Below are 15,255 nucleotides of genomic sequence, written 5' to 3'. Positions count from 1 at the left end.
TCACAGCCAGCTCACGTGGTCGCGCAGGAACCCGTAGCCGACGAAGGAGATGACGTCGAGGATCGTGTGGGCGATGACCAGCGGCATGACTCGCTTGGTCCGGCTGAACCAGTAGCCGAAGACCAGCCCCATCACGAAGTTGCCGAACGCCTGGCCCACGCCCTGGTAGAGGTGATAGCTGCCGCGCAGGGCGGCGCTCACCACGATCGTCCTCGGCCAGCTCCAGCTGAGCTGCCGGAGCCGGCTCGTCAGGTAGCCGACGACGATGAACTCCTCGATGACGGCGTTCTTGACCGCGGCCAGGACCAGGACCGGGACGGTCCACCAGTACGTGTCGAGCGGGCTGGTGACGATCTCGGCGGTGATGCCCATGGCGCGACCGGCGAAGTAGACGCCGATGCCGGGCAGCCCGATGACCGCAGCCAGCAATGAACCCCAGACGATGTTGTTCCAGACGCCGCCCTTGTCGAGCCCGAGCCGCTCGCGTACGGGCGGCTGGTCCTTGTCGAGCGTCATCAGATAGATCGCCAGCGCCACGGGAACGATCGCGAACCCGATCCCCAGCAGCTGGTACGTCAGGTCGAGCCATTCACGCGGGCTCTGGTTGCCGTTGAGCGTCGCTGTCGACTTCCTGAGCCCGCCGGGCTGGGTCAGCTTGGCGGCGAGGCTGACCACGGCATACACCGCTGAAGCGCCCAGGGACAGGCCCAGGACGATCCAGATCTCCGCCGTGAGTCGTCGGGAGCTGGGCCTAGGGTCGGACACCGATCGATCGGACACCGTCAGAGGTCGTCGGTGCTGAACGTGTCGCACTGGTTGACGGTGCCGCCGTTGTATCCGGCGAGGAACCACTTCTGCCGCGACTCGCTCGAGCCGTGCGTCCACGACTCCTGGTTGACCCGGCCCGTCGACGACTCCTGGATGTGGTCGTCGCCGACAGCTGCGGCTGCCGACAGCGCCGACTTGACGTCCTCGTCAGTGATCGGCTTCAGCAGGGTGTCGCCGTTCGCGTCCTTGGTCGTGGCGGCGTGGTTGGCCCAGACACCGGCCATGCAGTCAGCCATCAGCTCGATGCGTACGCCTCCGCTGAGCGGTCCGGTCTTGCCATCCTGTCCCTTGGCGAGGATCCCGAGCAGGTTCTCGACGTGGTGGCCGTACTCGTGCGCCACGACATACTCCTGGGCCAGGGCGCCGCCATCGGCGCCGAACCGGCTCGTCAGCTCGTCGAAGAAGCTCGCGTCGATGTAGACGCGCTGGTCCGACGGGCAGTAGAACGGCCCGGTCGCATTCGACGCCACGCCGCACGCGGACTGCGTCGACCCGGAGTAGATGACGGTCTTCGCGTCCTGGTACTGCCGCTGGACGTCAGCTGGGAGGGCGTCGCGCCAGTAGGCCTGGACGCTGTTGACCGTGCCGATGATCCGGCAGGTGTCATCCCGGTTCGCGTCGGCGCCGGTCTTGCACTGCGAGAAGTCGGTGGTCGAGGTGTCGCCGCCGGCCTGGACCTGGCCGGGATCGAACGGGTTGGCGCCCGTGCCGCCACCCGTGATGTCGCCGCCGAAGATGAGCCCGAGGATCAGCAGGATGATGGTGCCCGCTCCGCCACCGATCACCGCACCGCCGCGAACTCCGCCGCCACCGCCGGTGACCTGGCTCGTGTCCAGATCGGCGCCCTCGTTGAAGGTCATGCCCGGAAGTCTACGCAGAGCGGCGGGAAGCGCTCGCGGATAGTGTCGTGCCGTGACCTCGACAGATGCGAGTGCGAGCTTCCAGATGCCCGAGGGCCTTTCGGCCGGCGACACCGCGCGTCTCAGCGGCCTGCGGCGGATGCGGGCGCTCGCACTGTCCCTGCTGCTCCTGGCCGCCGCCATCTACGTCGTGACCCGCAACCAGGACGGCTGGCTCGGCTACGTCAACGCCGGGGCCGAGGCGGCGATGGTCGGCGCCATCGCGGACTGGTTCGCCGTCACCGCTCTCTTCAGGCATCCGCTGGGGCTGCCGATACCGCACACGGCGATCATCCCGAACCGCAAGGAGTCGCTGGGCGAGAGCCTGCAGGAGTTCGTCACCGACAACTTCCTGCGGGAGGACGTCGTCCGCGAACGCATCCAGTCAGCAGGTGTCAGCCGGCGCGTAGGGGAGTGGCTCGTCTCGGACGGGCACAGCGAACGCCTCGTCGCCGAGGGCTCACGCGTGCTGGCCGACGCGCTCAGGCACGTCAAGGAGACCGACGTCGCCGCGGTGATCCAGGAGGCGCTGATCCCCCGGCTCAAGGAGGAGGAGCTCAGCCCCGTCGTGGGTCAGCTCCTCGAGGAGATCCTCCGCGACGACGCGCACCGGGGACTCGTCGACCTCGCCCTGGACGAGCTGGGCCGCTGGCTCGCGATCAACGACGAAGAGGTCGCGGCCCTCATCGAGAACCGGGCACCGTCCTGGACGCCGCAGTGGCTCGACAAGCGAGTGGCCGGCTGGGTGCACGAGCAGGTCGTCGAGTGGGTCGCCGAGATCGGCCGTACGCCGGACCACAACGCCCGCATCGCGCTCAACCGGTGGCTGACCGACCTCGCCCAGGAGCTGCAGCACGACCCCCAGACGCGTACGCGCTTCGAGAACCTCAAGGAGCGCGTGCTGTCGCAGCCGCGCGTCGGCGTGACGTCCGTCCGTCTGTGGGACGCCCTGCGCCGCGCGCTGATCGGCTCACTTGCCGACGAGAGCGGACTGCTCCGCCGCCGGGCACTCGAGGAGATCGAGGCCTTCGGCCAGCGGCTCATCGACGACCCCGAGCTCAACCGCCGCATCGACGCCACGATCTCGGACGTCGCGGCATACGCCGTCAACCACTACGGCAGCGAGGTCGCGACGATCATCTCCGCGACAGTCAACCGGTGGGACGGCAAGGAGACCGCCGAGCGCATCGAGCTGCACGTCGGCCGGGACCTGCAGTTCATCCGCATCAACGGAACCGTGGTCGGCGGGCTCGCCGGCATCGCCATCCACGCGATCTCGTCCCTGCTCTGACCGATTCGGCGTGCCGCGAAAGCCACAATGTGTGGAAAACATGTGCATAACAACGCGTGGCTTGTGGGTGACCTAGGTCACTCTGTGGGTAAGTGACACATTCTCGAGAAATAGCTCAAAAACTTCGACAAATCCCTTGCGCGCCTGGTCACCCGGGGCATACAAATGACCTACGCAATCCTTCGGGAAAGCGGGAAAGAATCCAGATTCGATCCCATGGCCAGCGACGCAAGTCAAAGGCAGCCGGTCAGTGATGTGACAGGCGGGAAAGAAGAAGGATTCTGGATGAGAGAGACCATCACGCTCGATCAAACTAGAGGCCCCGGAAACTCATACTTTCCGGGGCCTCGACTAATTGTGCCAAGTATTTCCTTGCGATGCCAATGCGCCCATCGCACGGGTGCGCACAGAGGACGACCCGATTCGGAACGCCGACCGGTCTTTGCTAAAGTTCAGTGCTGCACCGCGCCCGTCATACAGGCGCTTGTCCGGGTGGCGGAATGGTAGACGCGCTAGCTTGAGGTGCTAGTGCCCTGTAAGGGGCGTGGGGGTTCAAGTCCCCCCTCGGACACACACCACGACGGGGCCGCAACCAACAAGGTTGCGGCCCATCGTCGTCTTCCGGGACCGGCTCAGCTCCAGATGGCCGCGAGCTCGGTGACGCGACAGTCGCGCACGGTGGCACGACCGCCGGTCGTCTGCCACGCGATGCCGTCGTTGCCCTCGTCGGTGAACACGACGACCGACGCCACGTGTCGGCCGTTGTCGAAGAACACCTCGATCGACGACCTGTCGACGATCGCGTGGATGCGGAGCTGCGTCATGGCCGGGTCGTCGACGGCTTCGCTGCGCCGGCCGAAGGTGACGTCGTTGCCGTCCCGGTCGGCGACACCGTGGGAGCCCGACGCCGACCTGTCGACGAACACGGTCCCGTTGCGGGCATCGAAGCCCACGCTGACGAAGTCACGGTCGCCACGCATCAGCTGCACCGCCACCTCGTCGAGCTGATCCCACTCGACGGTGGCTTCGAGCTCGTACGCCGTGTGGTGGAACGGCAGCTCGTGCAGGCCCTCGACCGCGAAGTCGCGAACTGCCGTCGACTTGCGTCGCAGTGGTGCCGTGTCGATGACCTGTTGGACGACACGAGGGCGTCCCGAGCGCGTCTCCAGGCTCAACGTCCGGGGCAGGGACATCGCACCGTGCCACGTACCCGTGGGCGCTCCGTAGGGATAGCGCCAGTTGCCGAGCCAGCCGATCCAGACCTTGTCGTCCTGGTGGTCGTCGGACCAGGTCTGTGCCGCGTAGAAGTCCTGGCCGAAGTCGGCGATCATGACGTCGTCGGGCGCGTTCTCGTTGACGAACGTGGTCCCGTCGAACGTCCCGACGAAGTACTGCGACGTCGAGCCGTCCGTCGCCTCGCTGGCGCCGACGCTGACGTGCATGACCCATCGTGTGGCGTCCTGGTGTCCGTCCAAGGGCAGCGAGAAGAGGTCGGGACACTCCCAGACTGCGCTGTGGAGACCCTGACCCTGGCCGAAGTCGCTCAGGTGACTCCACTCGATCAGGTCCGGCGAGCCGAAGATCGAGACGTGGTCCCCGCTGCTGACGACCATGACCCACGAGTCCGAATCTGCGTGCCAGAAGACCTTGGGATCCCTGAAGTCCGGGCCGCCGCCGTCATGTCGGAGCACGGGATTGTGGTCATACCGGGTGAACGTCCTGCCCCGGTCCGAGCTCGAAGCGACGCTCTGCGCCTCGCCGCCATCCGTGCTGGTGAAGACCGCCACGAGACCGTCGGAGCCATCCACCAACCCGCTCGTGTTGCGCCGGTCGACGACCGCGCTGCCCGACAGCGCCTGGTTCTCACCTTCCCGGTCGATCGCGACGCCGAGGTCGCGCCAGTGAAGGCGGTTCTTGCTGGCCGCATGGGCCCAGCGCCCGTCGTGCTGGAAGAACAAGTGGTACTCGCCGGCCAGGTAGACCAAGCCGTTGGGGTCGGCGAGGTTCCCGCGAGCCGGGGAGTAGTGGACCCGCGGCCGGTACGCATCGGCCGACCGACGCAGCAGCGTACGAGGACGCTCACGCCGCGACTTCTCAGGCGTGCACGCAGCGAGCAGCGCCGCAGCACTCACCGTGAGAAAAACCCGTCGGTCCATCCCGCCCCCTTCCCCCAGAGCCCGGCAACCGGGGCCGGCCCATCCATCGACCGGGTCAGCGTAGTTCGGGGCTGGTTGCCACCAGCTCGATCGCTGTCCCTGTGTAACGACCCGGTTTCCAGGGCATTTCGGGCGTGTGAACTACTCATGAGTCAGTTGACTTCCGTCAAAAGCCCGACATAGCGTCCCGGCCCACGAGCGCTTTACTCGGGAGGTTGTCCATCGGGGGTCAGCCCGGGCGTTCGGGGGGAGTGATTTGTCATGCGCACGATTGCCAAACCGGGCGGGCGCCGAACACGGCGACTCGTCATCAACGGAGCACTGTCGATGGCGCTGATCGGTGCCACGTACGTCGCCACGTCACCCGCGGAAGCCGCTCCTGGCTTCCCGGAGCCGACGAAGCACAGCCAGCGCGCCTACAGTCCGTATTCGGACTTCACCTCGAAGTGGACCCGGGCCGACGCCCGCCAGATCGAGGCACAGTCGAACCCCAACGTGCCGGCCGGCGAGAACTCGCTGCCCAAGCCGTTGACGATGCCGACGGTGTCCGGTGACTTCCCGGACACGAATCCGGACGTCTGGGTCTGGGACACGTGGACGCTCACCGACGGCAATGCCGACCAGTTCAGCTTCAAGGGCTGGGAGGTCATCTTCGCGCTGACGGCGGACCGCCACGCCGGCTACACGTTCGACGACCGGCACATCCATGCGAAGCAGGGGTTCTTCTATCGCAAGGCCGGCATCCCGGCGTCCAAGCGTCCGAAGAACGGCGGCTGGATCTACGGCGGCAACGTCTTCCCTGACGGCGCCACGGCATCACTGTTCGAGGGCCAGACCTTCACGCACCAGGCCGAGTGGTCGGGATCGACCCGCATCTTCGGTGGCAACAAGCTCCGTGCGTTCTACACCGACCTGGCGTTCAACCGCGACAGCGACGGCAACGACATCACGCCGGCGGACGCCCGCATCGCGCAGAGCGTCGGCAAGATCCACGCCAACAAGAAGAAGGTCTGGCTCACCGGCTTCACGAAGCAGCACGAGCTGCTGCGGCCCGACGGCGTCCGTTACCAGAACGGCGAGCAGAACCCGTTCTACAACTTCCGCGATCCGTTCACGTTCACTGATCCGGCTCACCCGGGCAAGACCTTCATGGTGTTCGAGGGCAACACTGCGGTGACCCGCGGCGCTCGTACGTGCAACGAGGACGACCTGGGCTACCGTCCCGGCGATCCCGCGGCCGAGAAGCTCGACGACGTCCTCGACTCCGGCGCGACCAATCAGCAGGCCAATGTCGGACTCGCGGTGGCGGACAACAAGTCGTTGACGAAGTGGCACTTCCTCGACCCGATCCTGTCGGCGAACTGCGTGACCGATCAGACCGAGCGGCCGCAGATCTACCTCAAGGACGGCAAGTACTACCTGTTCACGATCAGCCACCGCAGCACGTACGCGGCCGGCATCGACGGACCCGACGGCGTCTACGGCTTCGTCGGCAAGGGCGTCCGCAGCGACTACCAGCCGCTCAACGGCGGCAGTGGCCTGGCGCTGGGCAATCCGACGGATCTCAACACGGCGTTCGGGGCACCCTCGAACATCCTGCCCGAGGAGAACCCGAACGCGTACCAGTCGTACTCGCACTACGTGATGCCCGGCGGCTTGGTCGAGTCGTTCATCGATGCGGTCGGCACTCGGCGAGGCGGTTCACTCGCCCCCACCGTCCGTCTGAAGATCAAGGGTGACACCACCGCGGTCGACAAGAGCTACGGCAAGGGTGGTCTCGGCGGATACGGCGACATTCCGGCCAACAAGCGCTATCGCGGCTGACCGCGACAGCACGTGACGCGAGGCCCCGCTCCGACTTCGGTCGGGGCGGGGTCTCGTCGTCTGGAGCGCTCTCCAGCGTTGCGCACCGCAGTAGCGTTGTAGACGTGACCGCTCCTACCTTGGCAACCGTCGGCGAGCTGCAGGCCTCAGGCCATGTCCTGAAGACCCTGCGTGCCGAGATCCGCGACAACCTCCTGTCGGCTCTGCGAGAGGGCCGTGATCCGTGGCCAGGCCTGCACGGGTTCGAGTCCACCGTCATCCCGCAGCTCGAGCGCGCCCTGATCGCGGGGCACGACATCGTGCTGCTGGGCGAGCGCGGCCAGGGCAAGACCCGTGTGCTGCGCACCATGGTCGGCCTGCTCGACGAGTGGAGTCCCGTCATCGAGGGCTCCGAGCTCGGGGAGCACCCCTACGAACCCATCACGACGGCGAGCGTTCGCCGGGCTGCCGAGCTCGGTGACGACCTGCCGATCGCCTGGCGCCACCGCGACGAGCGGTATGCCGAGAAGCTGGCCACGCCCGACACGAGCGTCGCCGACCTGATCGGCGACGTCGACCCGATGAAGGTCGCCGAGGGCCGCAGCCTTGGCGACCCCGAGACGATCCACTTCGGCCTGATCCCGCGCAGCCACCGCGGCATCGTCGCGATCAACGAGCTGCCCGACCTGGCCGAGCGCATCCAGGTCGCGATGCTCAACGTCATGGAGGAGCGCGACATCCAGATCCGCGGGTACGTCCTGCGGCTGCCGCTCGACGTGCTGGTGATGGCCAGCGCGAACCCCGAGGACTACACCAACCGCGGCCGCATCATCACGCCGCTGAAGGACCGGTTCGGCGCCGAGATCCGTACGCACTACCCGGCCGAGCTCGACGACGAGGTCGCCGTGATCCGCCAGGAGGCCGAGCTGGTCGCCGACGTGCCGGACTATCTGGTCGAGATCCTCGCCCGGTTCACGCGTGGCCTGCGCGAGTCGACTGCCGTCGACCAACGCAGCGGTGTCAGCGCCCGCTTCGCGATCGCCGGCGCCGAGACGATTGCCGCTGCCGCGATCCATCGCGCCACTCGTCAGGGTGAGGACGAGGCCGTGGCCCGGCCCGTCGACCTCGAGACTGCCGTTGATGTGCTGGGCGGCAAGATCGAGTTCGAGTCCGGCGAGGAGGGCCGCGAGGACCAGATCCTCGACCACCTGCTCCGCTCGGCGACGGCCGAGACCGTACGCGCGCACTTCCGCGGCATCGACTTCGCCGTGCTGGTCGACGCGATCGAGAAAGGGACGATCGTCACGACGGGCGAGCAGGTCACCGCCCGCGACTTCCTCACGGGGCTTCCGGTGCTGGGCGAGTCCGAGCTCTACGACGACGTCTGCGAACGCCTCGGCGCGACCAACGACGGACAGCGCGCCGGCGCGATCGAGCTCGCGCTCGAGGGGCTCTACCTCGCGCGCAAGGTCAGCAAGGAGACCGGCGGCGGAGAGACGATCTATGGCTAGAGCCAACCGCAGGCTCACGCGCGGCGCCCGCTACGGCAAGTACGTCGACGGGCCCGATCCGCTCGCGCCGCCCGTCGACCTGGCGGAGGCCCTCGATGCGATCGGCGAGGACGTCATGGCCGGCTACTCCCCGGAGCGGGCCATGCGGGAGTTCCTGCGGCGCGGGGGCAAGGACCAGGCCGGTCTCGACGACCTGGCCCGTCGCGTCGCTGAGCGACGACGCGAGCTGACGCAGCGGCACAACCTCGACGGCACGCTCCAGGAGGTCAAGGAGCTGCTGGAGCGCGCCGTCCTCGAGGAGCGCAAGCAGCTGGCACGCGATGTCGCGATGGACGACAGCGAGCGGGCGTTCGCCGAGATGCAGCTCGACAACCTCCCGCCGTCTCCGGCAGCAGCGGTCAGCCAGCTGAGCGACTACGACTGGCAAAGCCAGGCCGCGCGCGAGGACTACGAGAGGATCAAGGACCTGCTGGGCCGCGAGATGCTCGACCAGCGCTTCGCGGGCATGAAGAACGCGCTGGAGAACGCCACCGACGAGGACCGGGCCGCGATCAACGAGATGCTCGACGACCTCAACACGCTGCTCGAGTCACACCAGCGCGGCGAGGACACCCAGCAGCAGTTCGACGACTTCATGGCCAAGCATGGCGAGTTCTTCCCGGAGAATCCCGGCACGATCGACGAGCTGCTTGACGCATTGGCGCAGCGCGCCGCTGCGGCGCAGCGGATGCGCAACTCGATGACCCAGGAGCAGCGTGACGAGCTCGACGCGCTGGCCCAGCAGGCTTTCGGATCGCCGGAGCTGATGTCGTCACTCGCCCGGTTGGACGGCAACCTCCAGGCGGCCCGGCCCGGCGAGGACTGGGGGAGTGCTGAGCAGATGGACGGCGAGGAGGGCCTCGGCCTCGGCGACGGCACGGGTGTCTTCCAGGACATCGCCGACCTCGACGAGCTGTCAGAGCAGCTCTCGCAGTCGTACAACGGCTCCCGCATGGACGACCTCGATCTCGACAAGCTCACGCGCCAGCTGGGCGACGAGGCAGCCGTCGACGCGCGTACGCTCCAGCGGCTCGAGCAGGCCTTGCGCGACTCCGGCACGCTGAAGCGCGGCTCCGACGGTCAGCTCAAGCTGACGCCCAAGGCGATGCGGCAGCTCGGCAAGGCGCTGTTGCGCGATGTCGCCAACACGATGTCGGGTCGACAGGGCAACCGGGACGTCCGTCAGGCCGGCGCCGCGGGTGAGCGTTCCGGCGCCACCCGGGAATGGGCGTTCGGCGACACCGAGCCGTGGGACGTGACTCGCACGATCACCAACGCGGTCACCCGCATCGCCGGCGAAGGCGGCGCGACCGACGCCGGGTTGCAGATCCAGATCGGCGACGTCGAGGTCCAGGAGACCGAGGCGCGTACGCAGGCGTGCGTGGCGCTGCTCGTCGACACGTCGTTCTCGATGGCGATGGACGGCCGCTGGGTGCCGATGAAGCGCACAGCCCTCGCGCTGCACACGCTCATCACGAGCCGCTTCCGCGGTGACGACCTGCAGCTCATCGGGTTCGGCCGGCATGCCGAGGTGATGGACATCGAGCAGCTCACGGGGCTCGACGCGATGTACGACAAGGGCACCAACCTGCACCACGCCCTGCTGCTGGCCAACCGGCACTTCCGCAAGCACCCCAACGCGCAACCAGTGCTGCTGATCGTGACGGACGGTGAGCCGACGTCTCACCTCGAGTCCAGCGGCGAGGTGTTCTTCAGCTATCCGCCGCACCCCGTGACCGTGGCGTACGCCGTGCGGGAGCTCGACAACGCGGCGCGTCTCGGTGCGCAGACGACGTTCTTCCGCCTCGGCGAGGACCCGGGCCTTGCTCGCTTCATCGACCAGATGGCCAGGCGAGCCGGCGGCACGGTGGTGGCACCCGAGCTGGACGACCTCGGCGCTGCGGTCGTCGGCTCCTACCTCGGCTCCCGTGACGCCCGCGGCGCCTACGGCGGGTCGTACGGCGACATGTTCGGCGGCGGCCGCGGATTCTGGGTCGGCTGACAGCCACGCCAGACACCCTGGGGACATACTTCGAGCAGGCACGAACCCCAGGAGATTCGCCATGAGCGATCAGGCACCGAACACTTCAGCAGGACCACGCCACCCGGCGGTCGTGGCGTTCCATCAGAGCAGGCTCGACGACGTCCAGCTGCGCGTGGCTGACGCGATCACGTCGTTCGCCGGATCGATGCCGTTCGTCTACCTCCATGCGGCGGTGTTCGTCGCCTGGATGCTGTGGGTGGAGTCGAACCCATGGCCGACCCTGACGCTCGTCGTCTCGCTCGAGGCGATCTTCCTGTCGACGTTCGTCATGATCGGCCAGAATCGCCAGGCCGAGTTCCAGAAGATCAAGGCGGAGCACGACTTCGTCGAGCAGGAGCTCGAGCTGAAGACCAACACCGATCTCACCCGCGAGATCCACGTGCTGACGACCGAGCTGCACCGCCGGGTCATCGAGGAGGCGGCGCAACCGGGCTGACGGCCTCGCCGGGCGGGATCATCTCGAGGCGTACGCCCAGGAGCCGGACGGGCCGGGCCCTCTGCTGGGCGTCGAGGCGGTCGAGCAGCGAGACCGCTGCGTCGCTCAGCGTGGGGAGATGATTCGTCGGGCCGGGGAGCGTGAGGCTGCGGGTGACCGTGATGAACGGCGCCAGGCGGATCTTGAGGCCGACCCGCACGGCGGGCCGGCCTTCCGCGTCGATGTCAGCCAGCACGCGCTCGGTCAGCGCGCGCACCTCGTCGGCGACGGCGTCCCAGTCGTCCAGGTCCGTCTGGAACGTCGTCTCGCGCCCATGAGCCCGTGCGACGTACGGCTGGGGGTCGATCGGCTGTGCGGAGGCTCCGGTGGCCAATCCCCGGTAGTAGGGACCCATAGTCGGCCCCAGCGCATCGGCGAGCACGGCGGGATCACTCGCCACGAGGTCGGCAACGGTCTCGAATCCGAGTGCGGAGAGCTTGGCCGCAGTCTTGGCGCCGATGCCCCACAGCGCCTTGGTCGGGCGGTCGCCCATGACCTCGAGCCAGTTCGCGGCGGTCAGCGCGTACGTCCCACGCGGCTTGCCGAAGTCCGTGGCGTTCTTGGCCCGGAGCGTGTTGTCGCCGATCCCGACGGAGCAGTGCAGGCCCGTCGCTGCGAGGACCGACTCCATGACGAGCGCAGCCATGTCCTCCGGGTCGCCGAGGTCACCGTGCTCGGGCCCGGGGCCGACGAATGCCTCGTCCCAGCCCAGAACCTGGACCAGGACAGGGACACCACCCCAGGTCAGGGATCGCAAGGTCTCCATGACGGTGGCGGACACCGCCTCGTACGCGGGTGCGTCGACCGGGAGGAACACCGCGTCGGGGCACTTGCGCTTGGCGACCCGTAGCGGCATGCCGGAGCCGACGCCGAACTCCCGAGCCTCGTAGGAGGCGGTCGAGACCACGCCACGCTCGGTCGGATCACCCCGGCCGCCGACGACGACCGGTACGCCTGCCAGCTCGGGATGCCGCTGGATCTCGACAGCAGCGATGAACTGGTCCATGTCGACGTGCAACACCCAGGTCATGTCCACCATGTCCACACCCTGCCGGAACAGCCGGTGGCGGTCGACCCGGAACTGCGACCGATTGGTGAGTCGCCTACGCACAGCGGCCGTATACGGGTAAACTCGCTCACGTAACAAACCCTGCACCGCTGCTCGTCGAACGAGTACGTCGCTCGACGATCGGTTCCGTGGCACCGGCCCAAGGCCGGATCTCTCCACGAGGCGGGCGTTGCACCATCCCGGTCGCTCATGTCGACCGGTCAATCGAGTTCCGCCGCGACAGGCCGAAGGCCCGGACCCGGCAGGGCTCGTCGGCGTCGTCCGGTTCGGATCCGGCGTCGCAGCACCGCCGGGCCAGTGTGCCGGGCGCTTCGGAGGAGGAACCTTGGCCAGACGAGGCCAGCGGCAGTCCGGGACGACTCGTCCCGCACCCCAGCGGCGTGCCCGCGGCGGCAACGACGGGATCATGTCGGTGCTCGCCCGCGCCGTACGCGAGGTCGAGGCCGGCGCTCAACGCGGCCGGGTGTCACCGTCGACGCGCACCAAGTTCCAGGTCGTGGCTCTGCTCGCGCGCGAGGAGCGTACGCGCGCCAAGGCCGACGCCACGCTGACCGACGCGCAGCGGGCCGAGAAGCTCAAGCGGCTCGACGGGATCGGGACGATCCTGGCCCAGACCGCAGCGCGGGACACGTCGCTGCTGTCGCTGCTCGCGGAGGACGCCGACGTGTCCGACGCGGCCATCGTGCTCAAGCACGACATGCTGCAGGCAGCCGGCGTCGAGCAGGCGCCCGAGCCGGAGAGCCCGATCGAGGACGAGGTCGGGCCGGCGCCGGTCGAGCGCCGCGTCGTGCCCCAGTCCGTCGTCGCACGCCAGCTCGCCAACCCGTTCCTCACGCCCGACTTCCAGAGCGCCCAGTCGGCGAAGCCGCAGACCCAGCGGCTCGCGACGTGGGAGCTGCTCGGGCCGCTCTTCTCGGCGTTCGAGCGGGCCGCCGGCGGCTCCAAGGCATGCATGGACCTGCCGGAGCCGTCCGACACCAAGGTCCCGGTCGGCCTCGAGCTCATGCGCCACCAGGCCGAGGTCATCGCCGCCGCGGAGGACGGGCACCGCACCTTCCTGCTCGCCGACGAGCCCGGCCTGGGCAAGACCGCACAGGCACTCCTCGCCGCGCAGGCCGCCAACGCATACCCGCTGCTGGTCGTGGTCCCCAACGTGGTCAAGACCAACTGGGCCCGTGAGGCGGAGCTCTGGACGCCCAACCGCCCCTCGACCGTGATCCACGGCGACGGCCACACGATCGACGGCTTCGCCGACATCGTGATCGTCAACTACGAGGTTCTCGACCGTCACGTCGGCTGGCTCGGCGACCTCGGTTTCCGCGGCATGGTCCTCGACGAGGCGCACTTCATCAAGAACAAGTCCTCGCAGCGGTCCCAGCACGTCCTGCAGCTGTCGGAGCGCATCCGGGCTCGCACCGTGAAGCCACTCATGATGGCGCTCACCGGAACGCCGCTGATCAACGACATCGACGACTTCCGGGCGATCTGGCAGTTCCTCGGCTGGATCGACGACAAGAAGCCGCGCGCCGAGCTCATGGGTGCGCTCGAGGAGACCGGTCTGACACCGATCGACTCCGGGTTCTACGCGGCGGCTCGTTCGCGGGTCATCGACATGGGCATCGTGCGTCGCCGCAAGGTCGACGTCGCCGCGGACATTCCCGCCCGTCGCATCGCCGACCTGCCGGTCGAGCTCGACGACGAGGCCGGCCGGTCGATCCGCGAGGCCGAGCGCGTGCTCGCCCAGCGGCTTGTCGCCCGCTACGAGAGCGCCCTGGCCAACCGCACCTCGGGTGTCACGGTCGAGGGCATCGATCATGAGCTCGTACGCCGCGTGGCCGGCTGGGAGCGCGACGAGAGCTCGGAGAAGACCGACGAGAACGTCTTCCAGATGATGCGCCGCATCGGCCAGGCCAAGGCCGCCCCCGCTGCCGACTACACCGCGCAGCTCGCGCGCAACGTCGGCAAGGTCGTCTTCTTCGCCAAGCACATCGACGTCATGGACCTGGCCGAGGAGACGTTCGAGCGACGAGGCATCCGCTACTCCTCGATCCGCGGCAACCAGACACCCAAGGTGCGCCAGCGCAACATCGACGCCTTCGTCAACGACCCTGAGGTCGCCGTCGTGGTCTGCTCGCTGTCCGCCGCGGGAGTCGGCATCAACCTCCAGGTCGCGTCCAACATGGTGCTGGCCGAGCTCTCGTGGACCGACGCCGAGCAGACCCAGGCGATCGACCGGGTCCACCGGATCGGTCAGGACGAGCCCGTCACGGCCTGGCGCATCATCGCGTCGCAGACGATCGACACGCGCATCGTCGAGCTGCTCGACAGCAAGGCGGGTCTTGCCGCCCGGGCTCTCGACGGCTCCGACGACGAGGTTTCGGCGTCGGCAGACATGCAGCTCGAGGCTCTCGTCGGCCTGCTCACGGACGCCCTGGAGCAGCGGGACGCCGCCTGACGATCAGGCCGCAGGGCCTGATTCGTCGCGCAGCCTCGGTTCGGTCGCGTTCTTGGGCTTGATGCCGCGCTTGTCGGCGAAGAACGCCCGGACCACGTCCATGTCGGCCTTGACGTCGTCAGAGGCGTGGAACGTGGGCCCGAATCCCATCGTCTTGGTCGGCGGGTCGAAGAACGCGAGGGTGATCGGCAGCCCGGTGTCACGGGACAGCCGCAGGAACCCCGACTTCCAGTACTCGCCCTTGGTACGCGTGCCCTCTGCCGCGAGGATCAGGCGGAACGGCTCGCCGTTGCGGGCCTCGGCCACCAGGTCACCGACGACCCCGGCGGCGTTGTCCCGGTCGAGGGGCACGCCACCGAATCGTCGGAGCAGCCAGCCGAGTGGGCCGCGGAACAGCTGCTTCTTGACGAGGACCCGGGGGTGGGCACCGTCGTGCCACATCACGAGCAGCATCGTGACGAAGTCCCAGTTGGACGTGTGCGGTGCGCCGACCAGGATCCCGGTGTCCGGCACCTCACCGACCATCCGGTAGCCGGCACGGCGGACGACGAAGCGGGCGAGGCGCTGGCGGATCATCACGCGTCGATCCTAGGTGCGGCCCAAGCCGCAGGTACGGGTGGCCACCGGCTGCGGTGTGCTGGCACCCGCGAACGTCCGCGTCAGCCGCGCGGTCACCTCGTCCCAG

General features: G+C 68.1%; 11 protein-coding genes and 1 tRNA gene. 7 read left to right on the top strand and 5 right to left on the bottom strand.

The window, feature by feature from the left end; all coding sequences use genetic code 11:
- Window positions 1-765 (bottom strand): CPBP family intramembrane glutamic endopeptidase, encoded by a 765-nt coding sequence (locus tag BOSE46_RS12195; RefSeq protein ID WP_159540494.1) that lies wholly within the window; start codon window positions 763-765, stop codon window positions 1-3.
- Between the two features lie 17 nt (window positions 766-782).
- A complete protein-coding gene (locus BOSE46_RS12190; protein ID WP_159540493.1) occupies window positions 783-1,688 on the bottom strand; it encodes a neutral zinc metallopeptidase in 906 nt (301 codons plus the stop codon).
- A gap of 52 nt (window positions 1,689-1,740) precedes the next feature.
- Between BOSE46_RS12190 and BOSE46_RS12185 the strand changes: the two genes are divergently transcribed.
- Window positions 1,741-3,018, top strand: coding sequence for a DUF445 domain-containing protein (locus BOSE46_RS12185; protein ID WP_236551736.1), 1,278 nt, complete (start codon window positions 1,741-1,743; stop codon window positions 3,016-3,018).
- A gap of 486 nt (window positions 3,019-3,504) precedes the next feature.
- Window positions 3,505-3,589: transfer RNA gene (locus tag BOSE46_RS12180), tRNA-Leu, on the top strand.
- A 61-nt stretch (window positions 3,590-3,650) separates the two neighbouring features.
- Here the strand turns inward: BOSE46_RS12180 and BOSE46_RS12175 are convergent.
- A complete protein-coding gene (locus BOSE46_RS12175; protein WP_159540492.1) occupies window positions 3,651-5,174 on the bottom strand; it encodes a glycoside hydrolase family 32 protein in 1,524 nt (507 codons plus the stop codon).
- A gap of 261 nt (window positions 5,175-5,435) precedes the next feature.
- Here BOSE46_RS12175 and BOSE46_RS12170 point away from each other — a divergent pair, with 261 nt between their 5' ends.
- The 4 genes from BOSE46_RS12170 to BOSE46_RS12155 all read left to right on the top strand — a co-directional run bounded on the left by BOSE46_RS12170 (window position 5,436) and on the right by BOSE46_RS12155 (window position 11,007).
- Entirely contained in the window at window positions 5,436-6,998 is a 1,563-nt protein-coding gene (locus BOSE46_RS12170; RefSeq protein WP_159540491.1) for a glycoside hydrolase family 68 protein, read from the top strand.
- 104 nt (window positions 6,999-7,102) lie between these two features.
- The gene (locus BOSE46_RS12165) at window positions 7,103-8,488 is read left to right on the top strand and encodes an AAA family ATPase (protein WP_159540490.1); all 1,386 of its coding nucleotides are present in this window, start codon (window positions 7,103-7,105) and stop codon (window positions 8,486-8,488) included.
- On the top strand, window positions 8,481-10,529 hold the full coding sequence (locus BOSE46_RS12160; RefSeq protein ID WP_159540489.1) for a VWA domain-containing protein: 2,049 nt from the start codon (window positions 8,481-8,483) through the stop codon (window positions 10,527-10,529). The genes BOSE46_RS12165 and BOSE46_RS12160 overlap by 8 nt, the downstream gene beginning before the upstream one ends.
- A gap of 61 nt (window positions 10,530-10,590) precedes the next feature.
- Window positions 10,591-11,007 (top strand): DUF1003 domain-containing protein, encoded by a 417-nt coding sequence (locus BOSE46_RS12155; RefSeq protein ID WP_159540488.1) that lies wholly within the window; start codon window positions 10,591-10,593, stop codon window positions 11,005-11,007.
- Here the strand turns inward: BOSE46_RS12155 and BOSE46_RS12150 are convergent.
- A complete protein-coding gene (locus BOSE46_RS12150) occupies window positions 10,979-12,085 on the bottom strand; it encodes a DNA polymerase IV (protein ID WP_159540487.1) in 1,107 nt (368 codons plus the stop codon). The genes BOSE46_RS12155 and BOSE46_RS12150 overlap by 29 nt on opposite strands.
- Before the next feature lie 355 nt (window positions 12,086-12,440).
- Here BOSE46_RS12150 and BOSE46_RS12145 point away from each other — a divergent pair, with 355 nt between their 5' ends.
- Entirely contained in the window at window positions 12,441-14,570 is a 2,130-nt protein-coding gene (locus BOSE46_RS12145) for a DEAD/DEAH box helicase (RefSeq protein WP_159540486.1), read from the top strand.
- Window positions 14,571-14,573: 3 nt separating this feature from the next.
- On the opposite strand, the gene BOSE46_RS12140 is transcribed toward BOSE46_RS12145, so the two are convergent.
- Window positions 14,574-15,146: a 1-acyl-sn-glycerol-3-phosphate acyltransferase gene (locus BOSE46_RS12140; RefSeq protein ID WP_159542699.1), complete on the bottom strand. Its 573-nt coding sequence runs from the start codon at window positions 15,144-15,146 to the stop codon at window positions 14,574-14,576.
- Between the last annotated feature and the right edge of the window lie 109 nt (window positions 15,147-15,255).

The organism is Aeromicrobium sp. 9AM (genome assembly GCF_902506105.1).
Classification (GTDB): Bacteria; Actinomycetota; Actinomycetes; order Propionibacteriales; family Nocardioidaceae; genus Aeromicrobium.
The sequence above is the reverse complement of the archived record's forward strand: the minus strand, read 5'-3'. Positions and strand labels throughout refer to the sequence as shown.

Bases quoted from the DNA above. Each gene is read 5' to 3' on its own strand.
- BOSE46_RS12190 (WP_159540493.1), bottom strand. From the start codon at position 1,688: ATGACCTTCAACGAGGGCGCCGATCTGGACACGAGCCAGGTCACCGGC.
- BOSE46_RS12175 (WP_159540492.1), bottom strand. From the start codon at position 5,174: ATGGACCGACGGGTTTTTCTCACGGTGAGTGCTGCGGCGCTGCTCGCT.
- BOSE46_RS12170 (WP_159540491.1), top strand. From the start codon at position 5,436: ATGCGCACGATTGCCAAACCGGGCGGGCGCCGAACACGGCGACTCGTC.
- BOSE46_RS12160 (WP_159540489.1), top strand. From the start codon at position 8,481: ATGGCTAGAGCCAACCGCAGGCTCACGCGCGGCGCCCGCTACGGCAAG.
- BOSE46_RS12155 (WP_159540488.1), top strand. From the start codon at position 10,591: ATGAGCGATCAGGCACCGAACACTTCAGCAGGACCACGCCACCCGGCG.
- BOSE46_RS12150 (WP_159540487.1), bottom strand. From the start codon at position 12,085: ATGGTGGACATGACCTGGGTGTTGCACGTCGACATGGACCAGTTCATC.
- BOSE46_RS12140 (WP_159542699.1), bottom strand. From the start codon at position 15,146: ATGATCCGCCAGCGCCTCGCCCGCTTCGTCGTCCGCCGTGCCGGCTAC.